Origin of the sequence: Lederbergia citrisecunda, assembly GCF_018343695.1 — a bacterium.
GTDB lineage: Bacteria > Bacillota > Bacilli > Bacillales > Bacillaceae_C > Lederbergia > Lederbergia citrisecunda.
In genome coordinates this window covers 3160264-3186643 of the sequence record NZ_JAGYPJ010000001.1, presented here as the reverse complement: position 1 = coordinate 3186643, position 26380 = coordinate 3160264, and the positions used below count along the sequence as shown (strand labels likewise).

Here is a 26380-nt window from a genome sequence, read left to right as displayed (position 1 = left end):
AAAATTTAAGTAAATGGTCGATATTGGAGTAATGATAATGGTATACCAAAGTAAAGTAGTCCATTAGAAGGGAATTGGCTATATGGAGTTATTGATGGCTGTAATATTATTGTTGGTTTGTCTATTAATTTCAAATGTCATAAGTCACTATATACCATTTATTCCTACAGCATTAACCCAAATAGCACTTGGAATCGTCCTCGCTTTTTTCATTAAAGACACTTCATTCACTATTGAAACAGAATGGTTTTTATTGTTATTCGTAGCTCCGCTATTATATAACGATGGGAGACATTATCCTCGTAAGGAATTATGGAAGATGAGAGCGCCTATTTTTGGAAACGCCATTGTTCTAGTTCTTCTAACAACAATGGTCGGTGGTTTTTTTATTCATTGGATGATACCGAGTATCCCGCTACCAGCCGCTTTTGCTTTAGCCGCTATTTTATCACCTACCGATCCCGTAGCCGTGAATGGAATTTCGAAACGAATACATATTCCGGAAAGAGTATTGAATTTAGTGAGAGGTGAATCATTAATCAATGATGCGTCTGGCCTAGTTGCATTCAATTATGCAGTAGCGGCTGTCGTGACAGGTTATTTTTCATTATCAAAAGCCACTGTTGACTTTGTATATATGTTTTTAGCTGGGGCTATATTGGGGGTTATTCTTAGTCTTCTCATCATGTGGGTCCGTTTCACGCTTCGGAAACAAGGAATCCAAGATGTGACTTTCCATTCGTTGTTACAAATTATAGCTCCGTTTCTTATATATGTGATTGCGGAGGAGTTTTTCCATGCTTCTGGAGTAATTGCTGTTGTAATGGCGGGAATTGTACATACGCTTATTAGAGAACGTACGGAAACGTTGAACGCCGATGAGCAAGTACTCACAGAAAATATTTGGACGATTGTACTATTTATTTTAAACGGTATTGTTTTTCTTTTATTAGGCTTAAATATCCCTTCCTCTATGGCGGCTACAGTGGAAAATCCCGATATCGGGAATGGTTTAGCTGTTTTATACGTTATTATGATTGGCTTTGTTATATTAAGTATCCGTTTTATTTGGTCGTATATTTTTTCATATTCAGCTTATCGATACAATAAATTAAACGAGTCCATCAAACCGAGTTTAAAGACGGGTTTATTCATCAGTTTAACAGGAGTTCGGGGCGCAGTTACAATGGCAGGAGTTCTTTCGATCCCGTACCTTATCATGAATGGAAATGCATTTCCTGAACGATCATTAATTCTGTTTTTGGCTGCAGGTGTTATTCTTTTTACGTTAGTATCTGCAACAGTATTCCTGCCACTTTTAAGTAAAAACGCTCCTACAGTAACGTCCGAAATGGATGTAATAAAAGCAAAAAGGAAGATTTTGCTTGCGGCGATTCAAACAATTGGAATGGAGATAGATGAAGAAAATAAAACGGCTGCATATGAGCTGATGAACGAATATAAAATGAAATTACAACAGATCCACCCGAAACGAAGGAAAGATGAAGATACGGCTGAAGAACAACAAAAAATGGCTGAAATACGATTAATCGGTTTAAAAGCTGAGAGAAAATATATTCAAGAATTAATTGATAAAAAGGGTATGGACGAAGACGTCTTTAAAGCCTTTGAAAAATCGCTAAACCATCGGGAGGAAGTTCTTTCAAACAATATACGGTCAAGATTTATGTATCTTATCGGATTAGCTTTTAGAGGCTTAAAACACTTTAGATTACATATTAGAAAAAACAATAATGCCAAACTACGTTTAGGGAAGCAAATCCAAATAAAAGCATTACAAGCAGCGATTGAAACGTTAGAAGAAACCTCAAAACGCTTTGAAAAAAATGATATGGTTTATGAGGTCATTCTTGATTATAAAAGATTGATCGAGCGATTAAAAAAGCCATCTGTCCGTTATAATGAAAAAATAGAAGAACAAAAAGATGAACTTCGTATTAAAGTGATGGATGTAGAGCGTTCAAAGATTCATGAGATGTATCAGGCAGGAGAAATCAATAGGGAACAAGCAAGAGAATTAAGAAGATTTATTAATTATATTGAAAGTGTTACTTTGAACGATCGTATTGAATAAGTGAGTGAACCGAGAAAAGTAGATCGCTTATTGTCATGTTGAATATTACTCGACCGGTGAAAACGGAGTTCATCAATCAAGCTTTTCCACAACAGTTCTATTAGTTGGTTTAATCCTGTGTGTCATGTTTGCGATATATGGGGTATTGCTTTATAAGATCAGTAAGAAACGAAGAATTTCTAAAATTAGATTTGAAATATAATAATAGGATGGAACAGCCATTTTTATGGGCTGTTTTTTTTAGGTGTTCATTTTTAAAAAATTCCTTAAAAAATTGTAGACATTTAAAAATAAAGGAGATATAATCTGATTAATCATTGAATGAATGATTCATTCATTTATTAATAAAAAAGGGAGCTGAGATTAAATGGGTAAAGAATTCACAGTTTCTAAATGGAATATACGAGGCAAATATGTGGTCATAACAGGTGCAACAAGCGGTATTGGTCTTGCGGCTGCAAAGATTTTGGCAAGTCGAGGTGCAAACCTTGGAATTATTGCTCGAAACGAAACCAAGGCTAATGAAGTCGTAAATCAAATTAAAGCGTCAACGAATGAAATTATAGTGATCGATGTGTTCATCGCAGATATGTCTTCGCAACAATCGATCCGCAAGGTGGCTTCGGAGATTTTATCTAGGTGTCCAAAAGTGGATGTCTTAATTAACAACGCTGGCGCTTTGTTCCAGAATCATCAAATTACGGCTGAAGGTTATGAAATGACTTGGGCAGTAAATCATTTGGGACCGTTCCTTCTTACAACACTTCTTCTGGAACGATTAAAGGAAAGTGCCCCAGCTCGAATTATTACGACCTCTTCACACGGGCACAAAATGGCTAGAAAGGGGATAGACTTTAATGATTTACGGGCAGAACAACTTTACAAACCGATGAAAAAGTTAATGGGTGGCCCTACTCTTCGCTATGGACAGACAAAGCTTGCGAATATATTTTTTACATCCGAGCTCGGTCAACAGCTAAAAGGCACAGGGGTGACAGCTTATTGCTTTGACCCAGGATTAGTTAACACGAACTTCAACCAACATAATGGCAAGTTGGCACGCTTGACGATGGCGATTATGAAGTTGTTTTCCCGTAGCCCTGAAAAGGGGGCAGAAACGATGGTATGGTTAGCTGAGGCAGAAGAAGTCAGCCATCAAACGGGTCTTTATTATGTGGATAAAAAAATAGAAAGCCCAATTGAAATCACAAATGATCGAAATATTGCAAAGCGGTTGTGGGAGATCAGTGAAGCACAAACGTTGATATAAGGTTAGGATAATTAGTAATCTATTTCTAAGAAGATAAAATATATTTTTGACCTTGCTGAAATACAAATATGGAGGGGCGTCATCTAATGGCACCATTAAACGAGCAACAGTTAGATCAACTACACATACAACGAATTGACCAAATAAAAAAAGCAGCATTAAAAGTATTTGCACATCGTGGAATCATTGGAACGAAGATGAGTATGATAGCCGCTGAAGCAGGCATTAGTCAAGGCTTATCGTATCGTTATTTTAAATCAAAAGAAGAACTATTTATTACGTTAATTCAAGATGCCCTAGAGGAAGCAAAAGCTTCAATGGAACAAGTTAATCACTTGCCAGGAACGCCTTTAGAAAAAATGAGAAGATTAACAAAAAGTATGCTTGATGGTAGTAATAAGTATTTTTTCATGCTCATTCAGCAGGCTGCAGGGTCGGATGAAGTTCCAGAGAAGGCGAAACAATTACTCGAACAATTCTCTAAAGAAAATCCAATTCAACTACTAATTCCATTATTTATAGATGGCCAAGAAATGGGACAATTTTGCGAGGGTGATCCTTATAAGCTACTGTTTTGCTATTTTTCCATTATCACGGGATTAATGTTACAAGAAGTGCAAGCAGATGATAATTATTGGATTCACGAGGTTGATTTATTAATGAAGGTTATAATGAAATGAAAAGCTTGTTTTAAGGGGTGACAAAAAGAACATTCACTTTTTGTCACCCACTTTGTTTTTCATATAACTTACCCGATTTGCTTTTGAATGTCTTTAAGAATGCTCTCTAAAGAATAAACAATCCCCTTATCATCTTTATACATAACATTTCTAGGGGAAAAGTGAACGGGTGAATCTAATCCGGCGGCTGCAGCAATACGGAATAAACCTTTTCGTAAAGTAATTAAATAGTTCGCCACTCGATACTTCTTTTCATCGATTACGAGCGCTTTTTGTAAATCAGAATCTGTCGTAGCAACTCCGACGGGACAAGTATTGGACATGCATTTTAATGTTTGAATGCAGCCAACAGTAATCATAAAACCACGTGCAATGTTAATCAAGTCTGCTCCCATCGCTAAAGCAACTGCAATTCGATCCGGTGTAAACAGTTTCCCTGAAGCGATGATTTTCACGCGATCTCGAACTCCATATTTGTTAAGTGTGCATACAAGAATGGAAAGGGCAGATTTAAGAGGCAATCCTACGCTATCAATTAGCTCTTGGTAAGAGGCACCAGTACCACCTTCGCCACCATCAACTGTAATGAAATCGGGTCCTTTACCAGTCTCCTTTATATACTTCGCTAGTTCTTCAGCGCTATCGTTACTACCGATAACAATCTTTATTCCAACTGGCTTTCCTGTATGAGAACGAATCCTCTCAATAAAGTCGCACATTGATTTTACATTATCAAATTGGTGAAAACGGTTCGGACTATCTATAGATTTATAGGGGACTACTTTACGAATTTCAGCAATTTCAGGATTCACTTTTTCTGCATCAATATGGCCACCTCGCGTTTTGGCACCTTGAGCTAATTTGATTTCAAAAGCTTTTAATTGTGGAATTTCACTTTTTCTTTTTAATTCATCCCAATCTACATCTCCATTTTCATCACGAATTCCAAATAAGGCAGGTCCAATTTGCATAATAATATCTACTCCGCCTTCTAAATGGTAAGGGGATAAACCACCTTCACCTGTATTCATCCATGTACCTTTAGCAATGGCCAATCCTTTTGATAATGCGGTTATGGCGTTTTTGCCCAATGCACCGTAACTCATAGCGGACATGCCAATAAGCCCTTTTAATACGAAGGGATGCTTTGTATTTGGACCAATGACAACTGCATCATCATCATGTAATAAATAAGCGGACGAGTCATTTTCTTCCCATTTTTCCTCTCTTTGGGTAAAGAGAGGGTCTTTAACTAATATATATCTTTTTGTTAAGGCAAGTGTGTTATCGTCCATCTTCATTTCTTCATTTAGTTTTGGGAACATATCATTTCGAACGTAATAACCTTCTTCTTCGAAATCACGTTTCGAACCAAATCCGACTACATCGCGTTTATACTTTGCACTTTTAACGATATGTTCATAATCGTCCCTTGAAAACGGTCTTCCTTCCGTATCACTGTTGAACCAATATTGACGAAACTCTGGACCAACTTTTTCAAAGAAATAACGGACTCTACCGAGAAAAGGATAATTTCTTAAAATGGAATGCATTTTCTGTTTTTTGTCGAACACTAATAAAAATAAAATGGAGACAATCAGTCCGATCAAAACAACTCCTATAAACAAAAAACCGATAATAATTAATACACTTGCGAAAAAATTCATGTCATCCACCTCATAATGGCTAAAATTACCTAACATTAATATCATCGTACTTAAATGGATTTATACAGTTATTAAACATATTCTTGTTTTATGAAGATTATGTAAGTGGGGTAAAGAAGGAGTTTCACGAAATTCCCTAGAATAAAAGATATGTTATGTGAAATAGAAGAATGTAAACGTAAGAAATTTTTATTACTTGTAAGGAAAGCGATGAAAGTGAAAATGAGGAGGCATTTTTAGTGGGTAAATATGCATTGTTTAATAAATTAGTGGCAAAAGAAGGCGAACAAGAGACATTAGTAAATATATTACTAGAGGCTGCAGATTCAATGCGGAATTTAGAAGACTGTGAAATCTATCTTGTGAATATTTCCCCTGAAGATCCTAATTCAGTGTTTGTTTATGAGGTTTGGAGTGATGAAAGTGCACATCAAGCATCTTTATCGCTAGAAGCAGCTCAAACATTAATTCAAAAAGCAAAACCAATCATCGCGGGAATGGAGAGAATCGTCACACTTTCACCAAAAGGTGGAAAAGGGCTTTAAACTTTATAAAATAATCGTGTTTATAACTAGTGATTGTTTTTCATCTAGGGATTTTTGCTCAACTTAACTATTCAAGAGGAAGCTTAATGTTTCTAAAAGGGTGATGAACTGTTATGACTAATAAGAAAAATAATAGAAACTCTGACTCTGGTCCTGTGCAAGTAGCTGAATATTTGTCAAAACTGAAGCATCCATTAAAAGAAGAAATAGAGGAAGTTCGAAAAATCATTTTAAGTGCAAATGAAGAAATTACTGAACATATAAAATGGAATGCCCCAAGTTTCCAATATAAAAATGAAGATAGGGTGACCTTTAATCTTCATGGGGAAGGTTTTTTTAGGTTGGTTTTTCATTGCGGCTCTAAAGTGAGAGAAACCAACGTGGAAAGATCTTTGTTTGATGATACGACAGGGTTATTGGAATGGGTCTCCAATGACAGGGCGATCGTAAAATTTACAGATATGAATGATGTGAAAGAAAAGAAAGACAAATTTGTAGAAGTGATAAATAAGTGGATTGATGTTACATTTTAGTTAAAATTCAATTGGAAATTATACAAGGGATAATAAAAAAGCTAACAGGTGGAAGACGATGACAAAAACGATTGTTGAAAAACTAAATTTGAATAAGTATGGAAAAGTAGCAGTATTAAATGTACCAGAAGGCACAGATTATTTATCGGAGCTAGCCCATTACGATACTGATCTCAAGAATAGTAAGTATGATCTTATCTTCGCATTCGTGCTCGATATGGAATCATTTAAAGGGCTCATCTTCGAAGTGATCGAGAAGAATTTTTTAAACAAAAATGGCTATATCTTTTTGGCCTACCCTAAAAAAGGGAATAAAGTATATCCAACTTTTATTCATAGAGACGAAATATTTTCTAGTATTGGCGTAGACGATAATGGTTATGTTGGAACAAGCAACATAAAATTTGCTCGAATGGTAGGCTTAGACGATGTTTTTACAGTTGTTGGTCTGAAAGAGGATGGCAAAAGCAAAAATAAAACATCTACAAAAGCAAGTCAATGTGTCGATGATTATATCGAAATGATTCCGGCTGTAGAAAAAGAATTACAAGATACTCCGGATTTACTAGCTTTTTATCAGTCTCTTACTCCAGGTTATCAAAAAGATTGGGCCCGTCATGTGTATAGTGCAAAACAAGAAGCCACGAGAAACAAACGACGGGAAGAAATGAAAACGATTCTTGCTGCAGGGTACAAGAGTAGGGATTTATATCGAAGGGACCAATAACTGAATATCCTTTCCATCAAAGAAGCCATTGGGTGATTTAACTTCAACCCAATGGCTTTCAACCATTAAACTTTCGATTCAGAATACACTTTTAACATTTCCTCAACACTAACCCCATTAATTTTCATTCCTTTAATATTACACATGTTAATCTCTACGTTTTCTAAGTTACAATCGGTAATCGTGCTGTCATTTAGGTTGCAGTTCTCAAACTTAAGCGGTCTTTGTTTGGCGTTAGGTTCATAATTCGGATGGCCCTCAGGCGGTAGCCCTATATTATGAATATAAGCTCCACCAAGCTGAGCACCATCAATCTCCAGGTCACTTAAGTTTGCATCATTAATGACTAATCGACTTAAATTGGCATTTACTATTTTTGTATCAGATAAATCAACATTTTCGAAATAAAGTTTATGACCAAGCACGCAAGTAAAAGTAGAAGTAGAAATATCAGCCATATTCAATTCTTGTTTTTGATTTTGTAGATTCATTATATTCATTCCTTTTCCTTTGATTTCAAGCATCACATTCAACATTTAACATGTTTCCATCGGGATCAAAGAAATCTAAAAACTTATATCCGCCTATCTCATCATGAACAATTTCCTCGACTTGAACACCGTGGACTTTCAGGTGTTCATAAAGTTGTTCAATCTGTTTAGCTTGAAAGCCCACAACACTTTTAGGCACACCATTTTTTGTGAAGTTAGCATTTGTATGATCGTTTGTCTCAGATAGAAACAGCATTTGTCCGGACGGCAAGTTTACTTGAGCGAGCTTTTCTTCTTCACTGTGCCAGATAAATTGGAAACCTAAAACATCGGTATACCACTTAATAGATTTTGGTATGTCTTTTACAGGTACTGTATTATATAAAATATTTTCAATCAATTTACCTCGTCCTTTCCGAAGTACATGATAAGAAATCATAGATTCTTATCATTTTTTCGAATGGGAATGCTGATGCACGATAACTCAGTAATGCTGTTGACAACTTTTTTCATAGAAGTGAGGGTAGCTCATTCCTTTTTCTCAATTTCCACACTTACAACCGTTTTGCACTTTTCGGGTGGATAACAGTCCATGGCTGGATATAAATAGATTTCTCGATGGGCTCCTTTTACTTGATATCCTTCCGCCTCTATCTCTTCTTTTATTATTTGAAGTGTTTCCTCTGTATGTTGGTAATGGCCGACATGGAGTCTTTGTGCACATAAAGTAGGTCCATTTTTCTTAAACGTGATAGAAGGAAGCTCCTCTACGCGTAAATTCTTTTTGACTCGCTCCATCGATCTATTAAACATTTCATCTGTTACACAGTCGGCTACAAGCATCATTTGGTCAACGACCCATTTATCGTTTTCAGCTGCTCTATGCCAAACAATTTCTGGGGGCATTAACTTAAATTTGTATTCCTGTTCTTTTCTAGTTATTGTTTTGATTTGGTTGACTACTTTCCAAGCAATCCATTTTTCATCTTTCGGCTCAGGTCTCCCATACCAATTCATATGATAAGATGTAACCATCCTTTGAGATATGTATTTTAGTTCCGGTAGTAATTGTATAACTGTTTTGTCAGGCTTTAGCTGATAAATATCTCGGTAGATTTTTCGGTGATCATGCGTCTTAAGAGCTTTAGCTTCAAGTTTGGGCATGTAAACCTCCTCCTTAACAAATTCTTGCAATTTAGCAGATAATAAAAGTGGTAAAATGGTCATAGGTGAGGCTATAATGACTAGGTATTTATATGTTTTTAATCCATATAAATCTTTTTTCTGTATAGTTAAAAGAAAATCCTTTATTTTTGTAAAATTTCACATAGATTTTTAAAATAAAAGATTATGAAAATTATTTTATATAAAAATGGAGTCAGAACTCGCATTATTAATTAAGAAGCGAATGGAATCGGACTGATTTTGGAATGGATGGTGTCCAATGAAGCTAAAAATATCTATGTTTTACTTGTTTTTATATCTTGGCATGGGAAGTTTTATGCCGTTTATGAGTTTGTTTTTATCTGAAAGGGGTTTCGATGGTGCTTCGATTGGGCTTATTCTAGGTGCAGGGTCGTTGACGGGGATAATTGCGCAGCCGGTTTTCGGACTTATTAACGATGCTGCGAAGGATTATCGGACACTGTTGAAGGTTTCCACCTTTTTATCCGCTATCGCGGCGTTCGGTTATATTTTTAGTGAATCGTTTATCCCAATGATCATAACAGCGATTGTCTTTTCTTTTATTAACACACCAGCTGGAACAATAGTGGATGCCATTGCAGTTGAGAAAGGTCCATCATTTGGGTTCACGTATGGGCAGGTTCGTTTATGGGGAGCACTTGGTTTTGCATTCGTCACCGTGATTGCTGGTTATGTATACAATTCGATTGGCTATCAATATAGTTTTATTGCATTCTCGATATTTGCCGTCATTATGTTCTTACTCATGTTTTCTTTTCCAAAATTGGAACGGCCGAAAAAAGCTGAACTTCTAGGAAAAGAGGGGGTAGGTGCACTATTTCGTAATAGGAACTTTATTTTTTTCTTAGTTATTACGATGGTGATTTCAGGAACAGTCACGATGAACTTCAGTTATTTGCCAATTTATTTCCAAAAATTAAATTATCCAGTCGATCTAGTCGGTTGGAATTTTACCATTGCTGCAGTAGTTGAAATTCCATTGTTCTGGCTATCCGCTAAGCTTATTCGGCGCATTGGATTGTTTCCGATGCTCATTCTTGGAACATTAGCTTATGCGATTAAGTATATCGTAATGGGATTCGCTCCTCCTGTTGGGGTTATATTGTCTGTGCAAGCTCTTGATGGATTGGCATTTGCTTTTTACTTTAGTTCGGTCATTGAAATTGTAAATTTAATGGCTCCAAGAGATGCGAAGGCAACCGCTCAAACGATGTTTGCTGCTGCCGGTGGTCTTGCGGGTATTGCAGGAAATGTAATCGGCGGGCTAATCGTAGATTACCAAGGTCCTCAATTTTTGTTCTGGATGATGGGATGTATTATATGCGTGGGGACTCTATTTTTCATCGTTTTTCCTAAAAAAGGGAGCTACCACTTGCCTACAAGTAGTCAAGAAAGTGCAACAGGGGCTTAATAGAATATAAAAAAATCCAATTAACTGTTTTTTCTTAGTTAATTGGATTTTTTTATGCTTATATCAACTTTCTCTTTTTAAATTAGAGAATGATATAGGTTTATCGTTCATAGAATTTGTTGAACAGGCACCTGCACAATTCTTACTTAATTCACAGCCTGCACATTTTCCCATTTTGCTTCTTTTCACAAATCGATAGACCGTAAAGATGGCATAACCAAAAATAAGAGCGCCGAGAAGGATGCTGATAAACATTTCATATCCCTTCTTTCAAATTAATGAAGACCAAATAGATGACCTACTTGATAAATAATAACTGATACCAAATAAGCAATGATAAGTGCATATATGACTGAAAACCAAGTCCATTTAGCGGAACCTGTTTCTTTTTTTATTGCAGCGACTGTCGCTAAGCAAGGTACATAAAGCAAGATAAAAGCTAGAAAACTATAGGCAGATAGTGGTGTGAAATAGTCGGCCATCACGCCTTGTAACGTGTGCATGTCTGGTGCTACGTAAATGATATTCATCGTCGAGACGACAACTTCTTTTGCTAAAAATCCGGTTAGTAATGCTGCTCCCGCCTGCCAGTTTCCGAATCCGAGCGGATGAAGAATCGGAGCAATCACTCCACCAATCATTGCAAGGAAGCTTTCATCCATCGATACATTCAAACCACTTGGTCCTGCATATGTTAATAACCAAATGATAACAGAACCACCAAAAATAAAAGTACCCGCTTTACGAACAAATCCTTTTCCTTTTTCCCACGTACTTTGTAACAGTGTTTTGAATTGCGGGATACGGTAAGGTGGCAATTCTATCACAAAAAATGAGCTTTCCTGTTTTAAAATAGTAGAAGAAAAGATTTTAGCCAATGTTAAAGCAAGAATAATTCCTAATAAATATAGTGAAAGTACTACTAAAGCTTGGTTTTGTTTGAAAAAAGCTCCAACAAATAAACTATAAACGGTTAACCGCGCTGAGCAAGACATTAATGGATTTAATATTATCGTAAGCAGCCGCTCTTTTGGTTGTTCAATCGTTCTAGCTGCCATGATTCCGGGGACATTGCAGCCAAAACCGATAATCATAGGAATGAACGCTTTCCCATTCAGTCCAATGCTCTCCATTACTTTATCCATTACCATTGCAACACGGGCCATATAACCAGAATCCTCAATGAATGAAATCATAAAAAAGAGCATAAAGATTTGTGGTACGAAAACGAGAACCCCGCCGACACCAGCAATGATTCCTTGTAAAATCAATGCTCTGATAAATTCAGTTGCTCCTGCAGTAATTAGTATATTGTTCAGCGTATCTGTTAGCGGACCTGTAATAAATGCATCTAATCCATCTGATAGCGGAGTTCCGATCCAATCAAAAGTCAGTTTGAACATAAGATACGTAAATAGTAAAAAAATAGGGAGTCCCAGTACTTTATTTGTGACGATCTGATCGATTCGGTCCGTCATCGTATATTCTATTTTTTTTGTATTGTTAACACAACATAATAATAGAGATTGAATATAGTTTCCACGAATGGTTCGTATATGTTGAGCCATTGATTTTGCGGTTGTTTCAGCTTGAATTTGGTTTTCTGTAGTTTCGTATATTTCATTCACAATATCTTCAGGGATATATTGTAATAGAAGATCCCGAACTAGCTTGTTACCTTCAAAAAATTGAAGCGCTAACCATCTTTTTGGAGGGAGATCTTGATTCTTTGGAAGCAAAGATATAATGTGTTGAATCGATTCCTCCAAAACTTTCCCATAATTGATCATAAGTGGCTGTTGTGATTTTACAGGTACCGTAAGGGATAAAGCTAATTCATCACAACCAGCGCCAGAACGTGCGACAATAGGAACAACCTTACAAGAAAGCCGCTCAGCTAATAGAGTGATATCTATTTCAATGCCTCTTGCCTTTGCCACATCGATCATATTTAACCCAATGGCAAGCGGTTTTCCATATTCTAATAGTTGTAACGTTAAGTATAAATTTCTCTCCAGTTGGGAAGCATCCACTATATTTAAAATCGTAGAAACATCATCATATAAAAGATAATTAGTGGCAACTCCTTCATCCTTCGAAAGAGGATTAAGAGAGTAAACGCCAGGTAAATCGACCAAGTGTCCATCCTTGTTTTTTAAAATGCCAATTTTCTTTTCTACGGTAACACCGGTCCAGTTACCCACATATTCATATGAACCTGTCAGCTTATTAAATAGAGACGTTTTCCCAGTATTGGGATTGCCAAATAATGCTATGTTATTTATACGCTTTCCACCCGAATCTTTTTAGCTTCGCTCCGGCGAATTCCTATTAATTGTCCTCTTGCTTCGATTGTAATCGGTCCGCCTAAAGGTAAAATGCGCTTTATTTTAAGGACCGACCCTTCCATAATACCAAGATCTAATAAACGGCGACGAACAAGCTCGTTCACCAAGTCAGTATTTTTAATTCGTACTTTTTTTCCTACCTGTATGTCAGATAGAATCATTTCATACACCTCAGTGCAAATGATAATCACTCTCAATTCACAATATTAATTTTATGGGAAGATTATTCATTTGTAAATAAAAAAAAACAGGAAAAATATGTTGACAATCTACCTAACGTTCGTTAGAATTTTTGTCATAGGAGTGGAAAAACATGGTAGGTTCTATTTCAACAAAAGACAAAATTTTAAATACTGCAATCGACTTATTTTCGAGATCTAGCTTCAGTGCGGTTTCAATACGGGACATTACGAGAGAAGTGGGGATTAAGGAAAGTTCGTTATATTATCACTTTAAAAACAAAGATGAACTGTTAGATTGCATTTTTGAAATATATCGAGAAGAGATTAAAAAAGTTTGTCCGCCATTTGAAGATCTTGATTACATATTGACACAAACAACTCCAGAACAGTTTTTACAGCAAGGTTTACAAAAGTTCAAGTCTTATATTTGTGATAGTCCGAGGATGTCAAAAATATCGCGAATTGTAAGCTCAGAGCAATTTAGCCATCCACAAGCGCGACTCATCATATTGAATGATTTGTATGAAGAAAATATTAGATTCCTCGAAGTCGTATTTGCGAAGTTCAAAGATTTAGGATACATTCAGGATTTTCCAGCCCGTTTACTTGCTATTGAATATCAATATCCTGTTTTTTCAATGATTACTCAATATTTAATTTTACAGTTTGAACAACAAGATACTGCAGAATTAGAAAAATTATTGCAAGAGCATGTTGAATTTTTCTTTCATAAAATCAAAAAATAAATAATGCTGGAATTAGGGGTGCTATATGAAATTATTCAAGGATGATTTTAAGATCTCAGAACCTGGGATCAGCAGTGTCGAAAAAATTATGATTGGTGGGATTAATCAAAGTATATTAATTCAATCTGAGAATCCCGATAATCCCGTTTTACTATTTATCCATGGTGGTCCTAGCATGCCTATACCCGGGGTAGCGAGCAAGGGGTATGACTATGCTTTAGTAACAACGACAAAAGAGCTCATTAAGCATTTTACAGTTGTTTTTTGGGATCAGAGAGGAACGGGGAAGTCGTATTCCAAAGATATTCCGAAAGATACAATGCATTTAAAACAATTCATCCGCGATGGACATGATGTGACAGAATTTTTAAGAAGGCGTTTCAATAAAGAAAAAATCCATCTCGTAGCTCATTCATGGGGAACAGTGATTGGTTTGTCGCTCGCTTCGTTATACCCGGAAAAATACTATTCTTACACGGGTTTTTCGCAAATTCCTAGCTGGGTTGAAAATGATAAACTTAGTTATAAATGGTTAATGGAAGCAGCAAATGAAAAGAAAGATAAAAAAGCGTTACGGGAACTAACTGCCGTTGGTGCTCCACCATATCTAGAAGGCTTTCAACAGTGGTCTATTATTCGAAAATGGCAATTCAAATACAACTCAATGTTTTACAATGCTGGGGATAAAAAATCTGCCACCTTTTTTTCAGGGCTCAAAATAATGTTGAGATCAAAAGATTATTCTTTGTTAGACATTTATCACTCTCTAGTTAGTGGCTTCAAACTCTCCTATTCAGAGAAGATGTTGGAGGATATTAATACTTTTGACTTTTTTAAAGAAGTACCTTCACTGCCGATGCCTGTATTGTTTATTCACGGCGGCAAAGAAAAACATGTAATGCCAGAATTGATACAGAGATATTATGAATATTTGGATGCTCCCGAAGGAAAACAGCTGCTTTGGTCAGATAAGTCTTCCCATGCATTTCATTTAGAAGACGCAAGGGAAAATGAAAAAAGATTGATTGCGCATCTGAAAACTTGTTCTTAACGACTTTGCTTTGGAAAGTAGGTAAAACTAATGGCTTATGAATTAAATGATGTCATGATTTCTGATATAGAGATAAAACAGAGAGTAAAGGAATTAGCGGAAGAAATAGAAAGGGATTTTAATCATGAATCTATCTTTTTGATTGTTGTATTGAAAGGCTCTTTCGTTTTTGCAGCCGATTTAATCCGGGAGATGAAGGGAGATATTAAAGTTGATTTCATCTCTGTTTCCAGCTACAGCGATCAAACGGAAACGACAGGGAAAGTTAGGCTATTAAAAGATTTAGATGCCAATATTACAAATCAGAACGTTGTTGTAGTAGAGGATATTATCGATAGTGGTTTGACCCTTCATTTCTTAAGGGATCACTTGAAGATGCATAAACCGAAACATATTAAAATATGCACCCTATTAGATAAACCCGAAAGAAGGAAAATTGACTTGCCGGTCGACTATGTTGGTTTCGTCATTCCTGATGAATTCATTGTAGGATACGGAATTGATTACGCAGAAAAGTATAGGAATTTACCTTATATTGCAACGGTGAAAGAAGTATAAGTCAACTTTTATGAGTTGGCTCAGACCGTTGACAAACGCTTGCTTTCTTCGTTTTTCGCCTTCTTGCGGTACTCATTGCCCAGTAAGGCAACTCCGCTCCCCAGAAGGCCTCATGCCTCGAAAGACAAGCGTTTTCAACTAGTCTGAATGTACTTCTAAATAAATAGGTCTACAATCAGAGTCAACTTTTATAAGTTGGCTTTTTTTATATGATATTATCATAAGTATTTCTTATGTCATTTTATAATTTTTATCGATTTTACTTATGATTAAATTCATACTATTCTTAAGGTGAATCAAGGGAGGTGCTTTGTTATGGAGTATGTAATGGTTTTTTTAATTGGAATATTTGCAACGACTGTCGGAACTTTAGCAGGTGGAGGAGGTTTCATTAGTTTTCCAGCTATGCTGATTTTGGGCATGCCTGTCCATTCTGCAATTGGCGCTAACAAAGTATCGAATACGATTAGTTCCTTCTCAAGCTTTTTTCATTTGTATAAAAAGAAAGAAATATCTTTAAAAGAATGCTTCTGGATTATTCCTGTCAGTCTTGGCGGTGGATTAAGTGGAGGCTATATTGCGTCAAAAATATCCGGTGAGCATATGTACATTATAGCTATCATCCTATTAATATTTGCATTTATTACCTCATTTAAAGGGAAGGGTAGTTTTACAGGAGAAAACCGATTAAAAATGAACAAATTTAGTGTACCCGGCCTTTATGGTATTGGAATTTACGATGGCCTTTTTGGTCCAGGACAAGGAACGTTAATGTTTTATTTATTTTGTTATTTAAAGATTTCCTATATCCAAGCTGTTGGTCTAGTTCGCCTTGCGACGTTTTCAAGTTGTTTTGGAGCAGCTATATCTTATATAGCGACAGGAAAAATAATGTGGCCATTAACGGTGTGTCTTCTATTAGGTTCACTTACGGGAGCTCAGATAGGCGTTCGTATTGCCGAAAAGTTAAAGCCTCGGTATGTAAAACCAGTTTTACGAGTTGTGACAGTTGCGCTAATTATTCAAATGGTGGTGGATCGCTTATATTAATGAAAGGCTGTTTTCTAGAGGATTGTAATTTTTTCATAAAATATTTTTGTGGTAATAACTTTATACAAATTACCCATAATGAAAAGAACAGGAACTAGAGCAATAAATCAAATGACGCTAAGGAAAATAATCTGTTTCCTTAGCGTTATTTGTTGTAAAATAAATTTGAAAATTCAGCATTTATTCATGTGTTTCTGAATCTATGAATACTAGTAGAGAAATAAGTTAAATTTTGGAGGTGCTTTATGAAAAAAAATCTTGTGAACTCTCCAGTAATGTATGCATTCGGGATGCTTGCCATGATGATTCCAAGTCAAGCGTTTAGCTCGTTTTATAGCTATTATTATGTTGATAAATTGGGACTTGGCATAGGATTAGCAACATTAGCCCGTACCATTTTTATGATTTGGGATGCGGTTAACCAGCCGTTGTTTGGCTATTGGTCCGATCGGACGAACACAAAATACGGGCGAAGGAGACCATGGATTTTTGGTGCGATTCCGCTTTTCATGTTAACCTTTATTATGATTTTCTCACCGCCAAAAGATATCTCAGAGATGGGACTATTCACATGGTTTCTAATTGCTCTTATATTATATGAAGCTGTGGCTACCGTGATTTGGGTTAACTATGGAGCTTTGTTTCCAGAATTGTTCAAGGGAGACAAGATTCGTGCAAAAGCATCTGCGATCCAACAAGGTTTCCAAATTGTCGCTCTCCTCATTGGTACAGCATTAACTCCTATTTTGTTTACAGCGATGGGATTTAGCAAGATGTCGATAGTGTATGCTTTTGTGTTTGCTATGTTTATGCTTTTCTTTTTATTGTACGTGAAAGAAAATGAAAATGCTGTCAACAGTCCCAAGCTTAGTTTGAAAGAGTCGTTTGGTGAAACTTTAAAAAATAAACCATTCTGGCTTGTGAATATGGCGAATTCATTCGCCCAAACGGTTAATGGCCTCCTCAGCTCGATGATTCCTTTCTATGCTAAATACGTTTTAAATATTCCAGAAGCTCAGAATGCTGTTTTACTTGCCTCCGTGTTTATTTCAATTATCCCTCTTGTTGCAGTGTGGTTTTGGCTTATTCGAAAAATGGATCCTGTCAAAGGGTGGAGATTGTCTATGATCGCTTATGCAATTTCTGTCCTTCCACTTTGGTTTGGATCGGATTTAATAAGCGGAATCATTGCAGGTGTTTTAGTAGGCTTCGGTATGGCGGGCTTTCTTGTTACACCGCCGATCGTTAATAGTTTAATTATAGATATGGATTTCGATAAAACTGGTCAAAGACGAGAAGGGGTTTATACGGCGGTAAGTGGGTTCATTACTCGTTCTAGCGGGTTAATTTCTGCTCTAGCATTTCTTGTTGTAGGTCTTATCTTTGGCTATGAAAGTGGTGAGAATCCTGGACCTGATCCAGAGTCCACTTTCCGTTATTTAATCAGTATTGTTCCATTCGGATTATTGTTAATTTCAATATTCATCACTTTATTTGTAAAAATAGAGAGGAAACCTACTCATGTGGAATAGTAAAACATGAATATTGACAAGCGAATTTCGTGTATGTTATTAAATTAATGATTAGCACTCTTTAATGCGGAGTGCTAAAATAGAAATATCTACTAAATACTTATTTTTCACTGATTGAAAGGAGAAATATTCATGGAAAAAAAGTTATTCCAGGCAGAATCTAAAAGGCTATTGGAAATGATGATCAATTCCATCTATTCACAAAAGGAGATTTTTCTTAGAGAGCTAATCTCCAATTCCAGTGATGCCATTGATAAAATTTATTACAGAGCATTAACGGATGACTCATTAAGTTTTGACAAAGATAGCTACTACATAAAAGTGACCCCGAATAAAGAAAACAGAACATTAACTGTGTCTGATACTGGAATCGGAATGACGGAAGACGAGCTGGAAGCAAATCTTGGAATTATTGCTAAGAGTGGTTCTCTTGCTTTTAAAACTGAAAACGAATTGAAGGATGGCCATGACATTATTGGTCAATTTGGTGTTGGATTTTACTCCGCTTTTATGGTGGCTGACGAGGTTACAGTAATTAGTAAATCTTTAGGAAGCGATGAAGCATACAAGTGGCATTCAACTGGTGCAGATGGTTATACAATTGAGCCTACTGAGAAAGAAACGGTAGGTACAGAAATCACCTTAAAAATCAAAGAAAATACGGAAGAAGAGCAGTACGATGAGTATCTAGAGGAATATGGTTTAAAATCCATTATCAAGAAATACTCTGATTTCATTCGTTATCCGATCAAAATGGATGTTATAGAAAGTAAGTTAAAAGAAGGCACTGAAAATGAGTACGAAGAGGTTGAAGAAGAGCAAATCATTAACAGTATGGTGCCGATTTGGAGAAAAAACAAAGGTGAACTTACAGATGAGGACTACGAGAATTTCTATTCGGAAAAGCATTATGGCTATGACAAACCGCTAGCCCACATCCATACGAGCGTTGACGGAGCCATTCGATACAATGCCATTCTCTATATTCCTGAAAAAACTCCTTTTGACTACTATTCAAAGGAATATGAGAAAGGGTTAGAGTTGTATTCTAATGGCGTATTGATTATGAATAAATGTGCTGACCTTCTCCCAGATCATTTCAGCTTTGTTAAAGGAATGGTTGATTCGCCTGATCTATCACTAAACATATCTAGGGAAATTTTACAGCATGACCGTCAATTGAAGCGAATTGCCAATAATATTAATAAGAAGATTAAGAGCGAATTGCAAAACCTCTTGAAAAATGATCGGGACAAGTATGTAACGTTCTATGAATCCTTTGGTAGACAGCTTAAATATGGCATGTACAGTGATTTTGGAATGAATAAGGAAACACTGCAGGATTTGGTAATGTTCTATTCCTCCAAAGAGAAGAAGCTTGTCACATTGGATGAATATGTAGCGAGAATGCCTGAAGATCAAAAGTATATTTATTATGCTTCGGGTGAATCAAATGAAAGAATTGAAAAGCTGCCACAAACAGAGTTAGTAGCGGATAAGGGTTATGAAATTCTGTATTTTACAGAGGATATTGATGAGTTCGCCATCAAAATGTTGATGAATTATAAAGAAAAAGAATTCAAATCAGTATCAAGCAGCGATTTAGGAATTGATGCTTCTGATAACGAGGAAAAGTCGGAAACAGAAGAAAAAGCTGATAAAGATCTCTTCACTGAAATGAAAAATATTTTGGCAGATAAAGTGAAGGACGTTAGAGCATCAAAAAGATTGAGATCGCATCCTGTATGTTTCTCGACAGATGGCGAAGTCACAATTGAGATGGAAAAAATCTTAAATTCAATGCCTGACAACCAAAATATTCAGGCTGAAAAAGTATTGGAAATCAATACACATCATGAGGTTTTTCAATCCCTTAAGGATTCGTTTGAAAAAGATAAAGAAAAATTATCACTATATACAAATCTATTGTACAACCAAGCCCTACTAATTGAAGGCTTGCCAATTAAAGATCCAGTTGAATTTACAAATGATATTTGTAAAGTAATGGTTTAAATATTAATAGAGCATGGAGTTTTCCATGCTCTATTTCAATTGAATGATTCTACAGTTTTATATAAAAAAGGGACGTAAATATCAGCATTATATTTATTCTCTTCTTTACCAAATTTAAAAACTTCTAAAGAAACAGCGTTTGTATTTATGACCATATCGTTTTCTTTTACATAATGGCTAATAGCTTCATATGGTTCTTCACCAGTTGAACAGAATTTAACATATTGTTGATTTGGAACTGTAAACCCAATCATTCCGTTTGGAATCGTCTTTAGTTCTTGGACTCCCACACAATAAATATAAGTGAATAATACTTCATTTGCGAAATGGACACATGTATATGTATTTTCGTCTCCGATAAGTTCAATTTCCCTTTTTCTGTCCATGAAAATGTTTCGTGCTTCAGCTATTCCTGTGATGTTTTGGAAGGAAGAAGTGGCAGCTACTCCGATATATTTTTTCTCGTCTAATTGGACAACTTCAAAATTTGCCTGACTCATTGTATCCATAACCCCTTTAGTAAAGTTTTAACTTATTGGTTCCCCGAACCCAATCGTATAACCTTGCGGATCTATAATGGCAAACTCTTTCATTTTGTATGGATTCGTTCTTAAAATATATTGAAATACTGCCCCCTTGGACTTAAACTCCTCATATAAGTTGTCAACACCCTCAACCATCGCAAATATATGTAAAGCCTCATTTCCATGTATAGGAGAATTGGGAACAATAGAGTTCGAGTTTTCACTTTCATGAACAATGAGCATGAGTCCATCCCGTTCAACGAATCCCATTTCATAATCACACCAAAACCCTAATTTGCTATAATAATCCATTACTTCCTTACGGTTAGAAACAAAGAAGATGGCGGAGAAATGCTTAATCTTGCTTTCAATATTAACAGACATGAATAAGTCTCCTTTTTGGAATTTTTTAGAATAAATATTTATTCGATAACTTGTACTATTTTCCCTCTATACTCCTTTCCTAAGAACAAAAAGATATCCAAAAAAAGGAAGTCCTCCAAAAGGAGTAACGGGGTAGGAATCTTTCGACTTTAGTCGAGGGAGGTTCAAAGGACAAATATTTGAATATGATGAAGAGACGCAAATCGCAACGATTCAACAACGTAATTTATTTGTTGTTGGAGATGAAATTGAATTTTATGGGCTAGAGTTTTCTCATTTATATCAAACAATTGATTTTTTGTGGGGTGAAGAGGGAAATCCAATTGATCGTGCACCAAATGCGATGATGATTGTAAAAATGAAAGTTAATGCTCCTGTTAAGCCTTATGATATGATACGGAAAAGAAAATAAAGAATGCTAAATAGGAATATAATGTACAAGGAATGGGTTGCTAAATTAGTAACTCATTCCTTTTTATATTTTTCTTTCCATTTCCATATTTTAATTGGTGAGATAGGTTCTCTTAGGAGTATAATGAATAGATATTTATAGATACAGGAGTCGACATCAGTGGAGAAGCAAAATAGTAGATATAGATGGATTGTATTTGCGACGGTATTATTAGCGTATTTTTTGATTGTAAGTCAAAGAACGGCACCAGGATTAATTTCAGACCAATTGATGCATGATTTCAAAGTAACTGCAGCAACCATTGGATTATTAACGAGTATTCAATTTTTTGCCTATGCTAGCTTACAAATTCCGGTCGGGATTTTATCAGATCGTTTTGGCCCAAATCTATTTTTAATTGTAGGAACATTGCTTAATGGTGTAGGAACATTAGTATATAGTATTGCTCCCAACGAGTTTATCCTTCTCTTGGCAAGGCTGATGGTTGGGATTGGCGATGCAGCCATATGGGTTAATCTAGTATTAATTCTAAGTCAGTGGTTCAAAGTGAAAGAATTTATCGGGTTACTTGGGATAGCAGGAATGTCAGGAAGCTTAGGAGTATTAATGGCGACCGTGCCATTTTCTGCCTGGATTGGGATATCGGGTTGGCGGCCAGTCTTTTTTACAGTAGGAATTATTTTATGTCTTTGTGCATGTCTCCTTTTTTATGTCCTTGAAAAAAAGCCGAAACAAATCATTAAGGATTATAAAATTTCTAATCGGACTGAGTCTAAACGGGAAAAAACAGGGTTGCTGTTACGTAGAATATTTTCTGATCGTCAAGCATGGGCTACCTTCTTTTGTCACTTCGGTCTTGTAGGTACGTATATTGGATTCATTGGTTCTTGGGCAGTACCGTACGGGATCCATGTATATGGGATGTCTCGTTCAAGTGCAAGTCAGCTTGTCATGATTGGTCTTATTGGAGCACTTATTGGCTCTCCTCTAACAACTTGGATTGCAAGCCGATTAGGCACTATCAAGCGCCCCTATGTACTTGTCCATTTTGTGATTTTTTTAAGTTGGCTTGCTTTATTTGTAGTTGGTGGAAAACCACCATATATCGTACTCATTATTCTTTTCTTAATTATTGGTTTTGGAAATGGTGCCAGCTCTTTAACATTCGCTGTTGTCCGACAATCTTTTGATATAAAAGTCGTTGGAGTCGTATCGGGTTTCGCCAATACAGGAGGTTTTTTAAGTGCTGTTCTGTTACCGATCATTTTCGGAAAAATACTCGATCACTTTCACACTGCTCCTAGTACTGTAGGATATCATTATGGTTTTATCATACCCGTGGTATTTTCGTTGATAGGATTAATTGGAGGAATGTTGATTAAAGAACAGCGGCAAGAAGTAAGACAAGCAGCATAGTGAAAATATAAATGCATTGAAAAATGGATTACTTAAAAAGGAAAATCCAGATGACTTATCGGATTTTCCTTTCATTATTGCTCCTCGATTAATTGTTTCGCCCATTTGAAAGCTTCATAATAGCTACTGTGAGCAATATGGTCCTCGATATGTAGCTTCTCACAACAAATATTAAAACCCTCCCAGTCTCCTTTTTCAATGGAAATAATCAAATCCAACGTATCCTTCATTTGATTAGAATGTCCTTTTAAAGCATCACAAATATCCTCTTGAAGTGGCATCGAATGTAATATTTCATCCATGGGCTGGCCAAATAATACATCCATAAGGGAAAACATTCCGGTTAAGAAATAGGAGGATGCTTCCTTTTGTATGTCTATATGTATGGCAATGAGTTCACACATTTTCGCTCTGGCAAGACTATTGAAGAATATTTCTTTAGACCATTCGCTTCTTACGGTCGAACTACCTCTTATGGAAAGAATATAAAGCCATTTTTTTAGTTCATTCAATCCAAGTCGGACAATCGCCTGTCTAATAGAATTTATTTTACTGGCAGGGCGATAAGCCGGTGAATTGATGAGCTTTAATAGCTTATAAGATAATGATAAATCTTGTTCAATTAACTCGGTTATTCGTTCGAGATCGGGTTCATCATTAGATAAAAGATTGATAATGGCAAAGTAATTTTGAAAATACTCAGGTACATCCTTAGTTGAAAGAATGACAGGCTTGGAAAAAAAGTATCCTTGAAAATATTCGTAGCCAGATTTTACAGCTAAATCAAATTCCTCTTTCGTTTCAATCTTTTCAGCAAGTAATTTAAAGTTGGAGTGTTTCGAAATTAGTTCAATGATTTGTCTTGTTTGTACAGTAGTTTCTCGAAAATCAACCTTTACAATATCCGCAAGCTGCAATAAAGGATAGGAATATGGATTTTCCTTATTTAATACAAAATCATCAAGGGCTATTTGATATCCTTGAGTTTTAAGTTCTTTGCATATGTTCACTAAATTTTGATTAAATTCTACGGTTTCCAGAATTTCTACGATAATTTCATTTGGTTGGAAATAGGAAGGGAGTCTTAAGTTTAGTAACCTTTCAGTAAAATTAATAAAGCATGGCTTCCCATTTGAAAGCTGACCAATTCCTATGTTAATAAAACTATTAACAATGACATCAGTCGTTGCTACATCTCCATCAATTTCAGGGAATATGTTTTCTTGATTGCTGCGATAGAGCAATTCATACGCAAAAATCTCTTTCGCTTTTGTAAAAATCGGCTGTCTCGCTACAAAAAACTCCATACGACTCCCCCTAAAAATTACCACGATCTTACTTTACTTTTATAAAGATTATTCATTTAATATTAATCCTATTTAGAAAATTACAAATCATACTACGAATATATATTAAACTGGAAATAATTACAATGTACGAGGTCGATATTCCTAGAAAATTGACAATATTTTCTAAGAGGTGCATTTCTAGTATGAAAATAGAGAAATGTTCTTTTGATCCATTTGCTATAATATTAGTTACAAAGAACGACTCTGAATTGAGGTACGAGTATGAATAAAACAATTGGAATATTAGCTCATGTAGATGCAGGAAAAACTACTTTTTCTGAGCAAATTCTTTATCATACAAATAGCATTCGGAAACGAGGCCGCGTTGATCATCAGGATACTTTTTTAGACAATCACGACATTGAGAGACAACGAGGAATTACGGTATTCGCTGAACAAGCGATGTTCTCTTATCGTGATTCTCATTATTATTTAATCGATACTCCTGGCCACGTCGATTTTTCTCCTGAAATGGAACGTGCCATTCAAGTGATGGATTATGCTGTCATCATTATGAGTGCAGTAGAAGGGATAGAAGGACATACCGAAACGGTTTGGGAGCTCTTAAGAAAACATCAAGTCCCAACTTTTTTCTTTATTAATAAAATTGACCGTGTTGGAGCGGACGTAAGTGCCGTGATAAAAGATATTCGATTGAACTTAACGGAAGATGTTTATAATCTAACTGATTCTTTGTCTAATGGTGAAATGAGTGAGGATTTAATTGAATTCATCGCGGAAAGAAATGAAGCCCTGTTCGAGCGTTATATGGAAAAGGGGTACGACAAAGAATTGTGGTTGAATGCAATGAAAGGAATGATTAATGAGAATCAATTTTTTCCTTGTATGTGTGGTTCTGCCCTTCAGGATATTGGGGTTGATTCCTTTCTTGAAAAGATCGATTTATTAACATCTACTTTTTACGAAAACGAATCTCCTTTTGCTGGTCAAGTTTATAAAATACGCCATGACGAGAATGGAACTCGTGTAACGTTTATTAAAGCCCTACAAGGAACGTTACATGTCAGAGAGGAAATTGAATACGGAGATGGGGATAAGTCAATTACTGAAAAAGTTACCCAAATCCGTCTGTACAGTGGGAATAAATTTCAATCAGTCAGACAGGTTGAAGCTGGTCAACTGTTTGCGGTTACGGGCTTGTCTAATACTGAAGTTGGTGAAGGTATTGGATCAATACGAGAAAAAATCCATTATGAAATGATCCCGACACTGAAATCAAAAGTAATATTCGAGACAGGAGTTAATATTAAAGAGGCTATTCGTTATTTTAACATTCTAGATGCTGAGGATCCGTCTTTAAACGTCATATGGGAAGAAAGTTTGCAGGAAATTCATATCCATGTCATGGGCATTATTCAACTCGAAGTATTGGAACAAATCGTTTTCGATCGTTTCCAGTTAAAAGTTACTTTTGACAAACCTGAAATTCTTTACAAGGAAACAATTGAAACAACCGTGAATGGCTATGGGCATTTTGAGCCTTTAGGACACTATGCGGAAGTGCATATGAGGCTAGAACCAGCGGAGAGCAATAGCGGAATTACGTTTGAAAATGCTTGCCATGCAGATGATTTGTCTGTTGGTAATCAAAATCTTATTCAACATCATCTTTTTGAACGAGAACATAATGGACTTTTAACAGGTTCACCATTGACCGATGTAAAAGTCACATTACTCACAGGACGTGCCCATAATAAGCATACATCAGGTGGGGATTTTAGGGAGGCAACCTTTAGAGCGTTACGACAAGGTTTGGAAAAAGCAAAAAATATCGTACTGGAGCCAGTTTATCAATATAAAATAAAAATCGATATTGAACAGATGGGCCGTGTCATTTCCGACATTCAAGCGAGACACGGTATATTTGATCCGCCAAAAACAGAAGGAGATAAAGCATTTTTATCAGGAATCGCACCGGTTGCAACGTTTATGGATTACCCTGCCCAATTATCTGCTCTTACCCATGGGAAGGGAGCCATTTCCCTCGTTTTTTCAGGATATGAACGATGCCATAATGAGAAGGAAGTCATTGAAAGAATTGGGTATGATAAAAATGCTGATCCAAAATATACTTCTTCCTCCATCTTTTGTGCTAAAGGTCAGGGGTATACTGTGAGATGGGAGGAGGCGGAGCAGGAAATGCATGCCTTGTAAAAATAAACCGTTGAA

General features: G+C 36.0%; 25 protein-coding genes and 1 pseudogene. 16 read left to right on the top strand and 10 right to left on the bottom strand.

The features are described 5' to 3' along the window. The first annotated feature begins 94 nt into the window (after positions 1 to 94). The 3 genes from KHA93_RS15575 (at position 95) to KHA93_RS15565 (ending at position 4045) form a co-directional block, all read left to right on the top strand. Entirely contained in the window at positions 95 to 2095 is a 2001-nt protein-coding gene (locus KHA93_RS15575; RefSeq protein ID WP_349772306.1) for a Na+/H+ antiporter, read from the top strand. A 367-nt stretch (positions 2096 to 2462) separates the two neighbouring features. Further along, positions 2463 to 3365, top strand: coding sequence for an SDR family NAD(P)-dependent oxidoreductase (locus KHA93_RS15570; RefSeq protein ID WP_213111576.1), 903 nt, complete (start codon positions 2463 to 2465; stop codon positions 3363 to 3365). A gap of 86 nt (positions 3366 to 3451) precedes the next feature. Next, positions 3452 to 4045 (top strand): TetR/AcrR family transcriptional regulator, encoded by a 594-nt coding sequence (locus KHA93_RS15565; RefSeq protein WP_213111575.1) that lies wholly within the window; start codon positions 3452 to 3454, stop codon positions 4043 to 4045. Positions 4046 to 4113: 68 nt separating this feature from the next. Here the strand turns inward: KHA93_RS15565 and KHA93_RS15560 are convergent, their stop codons facing one another. Beyond that, a complete protein-coding gene (locus tag KHA93_RS15560; protein WP_213111574.1) occupies positions 4114 to 5712 on the bottom strand; it encodes an FMN-binding glutamate synthase family protein in 1599 nt (532 codons plus the stop codon). Positions 5713 to 5951: 239 nt separating this feature from the next. Here KHA93_RS15560 and KHA93_RS15555 point away from each other — a divergent pair, with 239 nt between their 5' ends. The 3 genes from KHA93_RS15555 to KHA93_RS15545 all read left to right on the top strand — a co-directional run bounded on the left by KHA93_RS15555 (position 5952) and on the right by KHA93_RS15545 (position 7517). Next, positions 5952 to 6257, top strand: a complete 306-nt coding sequence (locus tag KHA93_RS15555) for a putative quinol monooxygenase (protein WP_213111573.1) — start codon at positions 5952 to 5954, stop codon at positions 6255 to 6257. A gap of 113 nt (positions 6258 to 6370) precedes the next feature. Next, entirely contained in the window at positions 6371 to 6790 is a 420-nt protein-coding gene (locus tag KHA93_RS15550; RefSeq protein ID WP_213111572.1) for a DUF1801 domain-containing protein, read from the top strand. Between the two features lie 58 nt (positions 6791 to 6848). Further along, on the top strand, positions 6849 to 7517 hold the full coding sequence (locus tag KHA93_RS15545; RefSeq protein ID WP_213111571.1) for a YdeI/OmpD-associated family protein: 669 nt from the start codon (positions 6849 to 6851) through the stop codon (positions 7515 to 7517). A 65-nt stretch (positions 7518 to 7582) separates the two neighbouring features. On the opposite strand, the gene KHA93_RS15540 is transcribed toward KHA93_RS15545, so the two are convergent. From KHA93_RS15540 to KHA93_RS15530, 3 genes are all read right to left on the bottom strand, one after another. After that, complete coding sequence (locus tag KHA93_RS15540) at positions 7583 to 8041, bottom strand: pentapeptide repeat-containing protein (protein WP_213111570.1); 459 nt, start codon at positions 8039 to 8041, stop codon at positions 7583 to 7585. Beyond that, positions 8034 to 8408 carry a VOC family protein gene (locus KHA93_RS15535; protein ID WP_213111569.1) on the bottom strand — a complete coding sequence of 125 codons (375 nt, stop codon included), beginning with the start codon at positions 8406 to 8408 and terminating at the stop codon, positions 8034 to 8036. Before KHA93_RS15535 ends, KHA93_RS15540 begins: the two co-directional genes overlap by 8 nt. 128 nt (positions 8409 to 8536) lie before the next feature. Then, entirely contained in the window at positions 8537 to 9172 is a 636-nt protein-coding gene (locus KHA93_RS15530) for a hypothetical protein (RefSeq protein WP_213111568.1), read from the bottom strand. Between the two features lie 280 nt (positions 9173 to 9452). Between KHA93_RS15530 and KHA93_RS15525 the strand changes: the two genes are divergently transcribed. After that, positions 9453 to 10625 (top strand): MFS transporter, encoded by a 1173-nt coding sequence (locus tag KHA93_RS15525; protein WP_213111567.1) that lies wholly within the window; start codon positions 9453 to 9455, stop codon positions 10623 to 10625. A gap of 63 nt (positions 10626 to 10688) precedes the next feature. Here the strand turns inward: KHA93_RS15525 and KHA93_RS15520 are convergent, their stop codons facing one another. From KHA93_RS15520 to KHA93_RS15510, 3 genes are read right to left on the bottom strand one after another with little or no spacing between them, the layout of a single operon-like run. Next, entirely contained in the window at positions 10689 to 10880 is a 192-nt protein-coding gene (locus KHA93_RS15520) for a FeoB-associated Cys-rich membrane protein (RefSeq protein ID WP_213111566.1), read from the bottom strand. A 20-nt stretch (positions 10881 to 10900) separates the two neighbouring features. Further along, positions 10901 to 12910, bottom strand: coding sequence for a ferrous iron transport protein B (gene feoB, locus KHA93_RS15515; protein ID WP_213112968.1), 2010 nt, complete (start codon positions 12908 to 12910; stop codon positions 10901 to 10903). Continuing rightward, positions 12907 to 13164 (bottom strand): FeoA family protein, encoded by a 258-nt coding sequence (locus tag KHA93_RS15510; RefSeq protein WP_349772305.1) that lies wholly within the window; start codon positions 13162 to 13164, stop codon positions 12907 to 12909. The genes feoB and KHA93_RS15510 overlap by 4 nt, the downstream gene beginning before the upstream one ends. A 122-nt stretch (positions 13165 to 13286) precedes the next feature. Between KHA93_RS15510 and KHA93_RS15505 the strand changes: the two genes are divergently transcribed. The 6 genes from KHA93_RS15505 (at position 13287) to htpG (ending at position 20105) form a co-directional block, all read left to right on the top strand. After that, positions 13287 to 13901 carry a TetR/AcrR family transcriptional regulator gene (locus tag KHA93_RS15505; protein WP_213111565.1) on the top strand — a complete coding sequence of 205 codons (615 nt, stop codon included), beginning with the start codon at positions 13287 to 13289 and terminating at the stop codon, positions 13899 to 13901. 25 nt (positions 13902 to 13926) lie between these two features. Further along, on the top strand, positions 13927 to 14952 hold the full coding sequence (locus KHA93_RS15500) for an alpha/beta fold hydrolase (RefSeq protein WP_213111564.1): 1026 nt from the start codon (positions 13927 to 13929) through the stop codon (positions 14950 to 14952). Positions 14953 to 14982: 30 nt separating this feature from the next. Continuing rightward, positions 14983 to 15510 carry a hypoxanthine phosphoribosyltransferase gene (gene hpt / locus KHA93_RS15495; RefSeq protein ID WP_213111563.1) on the top strand — a complete coding sequence of 176 codons (528 nt, stop codon included), beginning with the start codon at positions 14983 to 14985 and terminating at the stop codon, positions 15508 to 15510. A 315-nt stretch (positions 15511 to 15825) separates the two neighbouring features. Beyond that, complete coding sequence (locus KHA93_RS15490) at positions 15826 to 16560, top strand: sulfite exporter TauE/SafE family protein (protein WP_213111562.1); 735 nt, start codon at positions 15826 to 15828, stop codon at positions 16558 to 16560. 245 nt (positions 16561 to 16805) lie between these two features. Next, a complete protein-coding gene (locus KHA93_RS15485) occupies positions 16806 to 18092 on the top strand; it encodes an MFS transporter (protein ID WP_213111561.1) in 1287 nt (428 codons plus the stop codon). A gap of 132 nt (positions 18093 to 18224) precedes the next feature. After that, entirely contained in the window at positions 18225 to 20105 is a 1881-nt protein-coding gene (gene htpG, locus KHA93_RS15480; RefSeq protein ID WP_213111560.1) for a molecular chaperone HtpG, read from the top strand. A 35-nt stretch (positions 20106 to 20140) separates the two neighbouring features. Here htpG and KHA93_RS15475 read toward each other — a convergent pair whose 3' ends face one another. After that, the gene (locus tag KHA93_RS15475; RefSeq protein ID WP_213111559.1) at positions 20141 to 20605 is read right to left on the bottom strand and encodes a GyrI-like domain-containing protein; all 465 of its coding nucleotides are present in this window, start codon (positions 20603 to 20605) and stop codon (positions 20141 to 20143) included. A 27-nt stretch (positions 20606 to 20632) separates the two neighbouring features. Then, complete coding sequence (locus tag KHA93_RS15470) at positions 20633 to 21013, bottom strand: VOC family protein (protein ID WP_213111558.1); 381 nt, start codon at positions 21011 to 21013, stop codon at positions 20633 to 20635. A gap of 172 nt (positions 21014 to 21185) precedes the next feature. Here KHA93_RS15470 and KHA93_RS15465 point away from each other — a divergent pair. Both KHA93_RS15465 and KHA93_RS15460 read left to right on the top strand, forming a co-directional pair. Then, positions 21186 to 21425: pseudogene (locus tag KHA93_RS15465) on the top strand (U32 family peptidase C-terminal domain-containing protein); the annotation flags it as partial. 159 nt (positions 21426 to 21584) lie between these two features. Further along, the gene (locus tag KHA93_RS15460) at positions 21585 to 22841 is read left to right on the top strand and encodes an MFS transporter (RefSeq protein ID WP_213111557.1); all 1257 of its coding nucleotides are present in this window, start codon (positions 21585 to 21587) and stop codon (positions 22839 to 22841) included. A 74-nt stretch (positions 22842 to 22915) separates the two neighbouring features. Here the strand turns inward: KHA93_RS15460 and KHA93_RS15455 are convergent, their stop codons facing one another. Beyond that, on the bottom strand, positions 22916 to 24148 hold the full coding sequence (locus KHA93_RS15455; protein WP_213111556.1) for an EAL and HDOD domain-containing protein: 1233 nt from the start codon (positions 24146 to 24148) through the stop codon (positions 22916 to 22918). 264 nt (positions 24149 to 24412) lie between these two features. On the opposite strand from KHA93_RS15455, the gene KHA93_RS15450 reads away from it, so the two are divergent. After that, entirely contained in the window at positions 24413 to 26365 is a 1953-nt protein-coding gene (locus KHA93_RS15450; RefSeq protein ID WP_213111555.1) for an elongation factor G, read from the top strand. Positions 26366 to 26380 lie beyond the last annotated feature (15 nt).

Bases quoted from the DNA above. Each gene is read 5' to 3' on its own strand.
- KHA93_RS15455 (WP_213111556.1), bottom strand. From the start codon at position 24,148: ATGGAGTTTTTTGTAGCGAGACAGCCGATTTTTACAAAAGCGAAAGAG.
- KHA93_RS15570 (WP_213111576.1), top strand. From the start codon at position 2,463: ATGGGTAAAGAATTCACAGTTTCTAAATGGAATATACGAGGCAAATAT.
- KHA93_RS15500 (WP_213111564.1), top strand. From the start codon at position 13,927: ATGAAATTATTCAAGGATGATTTTAAGATCTCAGAACCTGGGATCAGC.
- KHA93_RS15565 (WP_213111575.1), top strand. From the start codon at position 3,452: ATGGCACCATTAAACGAGCAACAGTTAGATCAACTACACATACAACGA.
- KHA93_RS15490 (WP_213111562.1), top strand. From the start codon at position 15,826: ATGGAGTATGTAATGGTTTTTTTAATTGGAATATTTGCAACGACTGTC.
- KHA93_RS15505 (WP_213111565.1), top strand. From the start codon at position 13,287: ATGGTAGGTTCTATTTCAACAAAAGACAAAATTTTAAATACTGCAATC.
- KHA93_RS15530 (WP_213111568.1), bottom strand. From the start codon at position 9,172: ATGCCCAAACTTGAAGCTAAAGCTCTTAAGACGCATGATCACCGAAAA.
- KHA93_RS15540 (WP_213111570.1), bottom strand. From the start codon at position 8,041: ATGCTTGAAATCAAAGGAAAAGGAATGAATATAATGAATCTACAAAAT.
- KHA93_RS15560 (WP_213111574.1), bottom strand. From the start codon at position 5,712: ATGAATTTTTTCGCAAGTGTATTAATTATTATCGGTTTTTTGTTTATA.
- KHA93_RS15470 (WP_213111558.1), bottom strand. From the start codon at position 21,013: ATGTCTGTTAATATTGAAAGCAAGATTAAGCATTTCTCCGCCATCTTC.
- KHA93_RS15550 (WP_213111572.1), top strand. From the start codon at position 6,371: ATGACTAATAAGAAAAATAATAGAAACTCTGACTCTGGTCCTGTGCAA.
- hpt (WP_213111563.1), top strand. From the start codon at position 14,983: ATGGCTTATGAATTAAATGATGTCATGATTTCTGATATAGAGATAAAA.
- KHA93_RS15545 (WP_213111571.1), top strand. From the start codon at position 6,849: ATGACAAAAACGATTGTTGAAAAACTAAATTTGAATAAGTATGGAAAA.
- KHA93_RS15475 (WP_213111559.1), bottom strand. From the start codon at position 20,605: ATGAGTCAGGCAAATTTTGAAGTTGTCCAATTAGACGAGAAAAAATAT.
- KHA93_RS15575 (WP_349772306.1), top strand. From the start codon at position 95: ATGGCTGTAATATTATTGTTGGTTTGTCTATTAATTTCAAATGTCATA.
- KHA93_RS15450 (WP_213111555.1), top strand. From the start codon at position 24,413: ATGAATAAAACAATTGGAATATTAGCTCATGTAGATGCAGGAAAAACT.
- htpG (WP_213111560.1), top strand. From the start codon at position 18,225: ATGGAAAAAAAGTTATTCCAGGCAGAATCTAAAAGGCTATTGGAAATG.
- KHA93_RS15485 (WP_213111561.1), top strand. From the start codon at position 16,806: ATGAAAAAAAATCTTGTGAACTCTCCAGTAATGTATGCATTCGGGATG.
- KHA93_RS15525 (WP_213111567.1), top strand. From the start codon at position 9,453: ATGAAGCTAAAAATATCTATGTTTTACTTGTTTTTATATCTTGGCATG.
- KHA93_RS15520 (WP_213111566.1), bottom strand. From the start codon at position 10,880: ATGTTTATCAGCATCCTTCTCGGCGCTCTTATTTTTGGTTATGCCATC.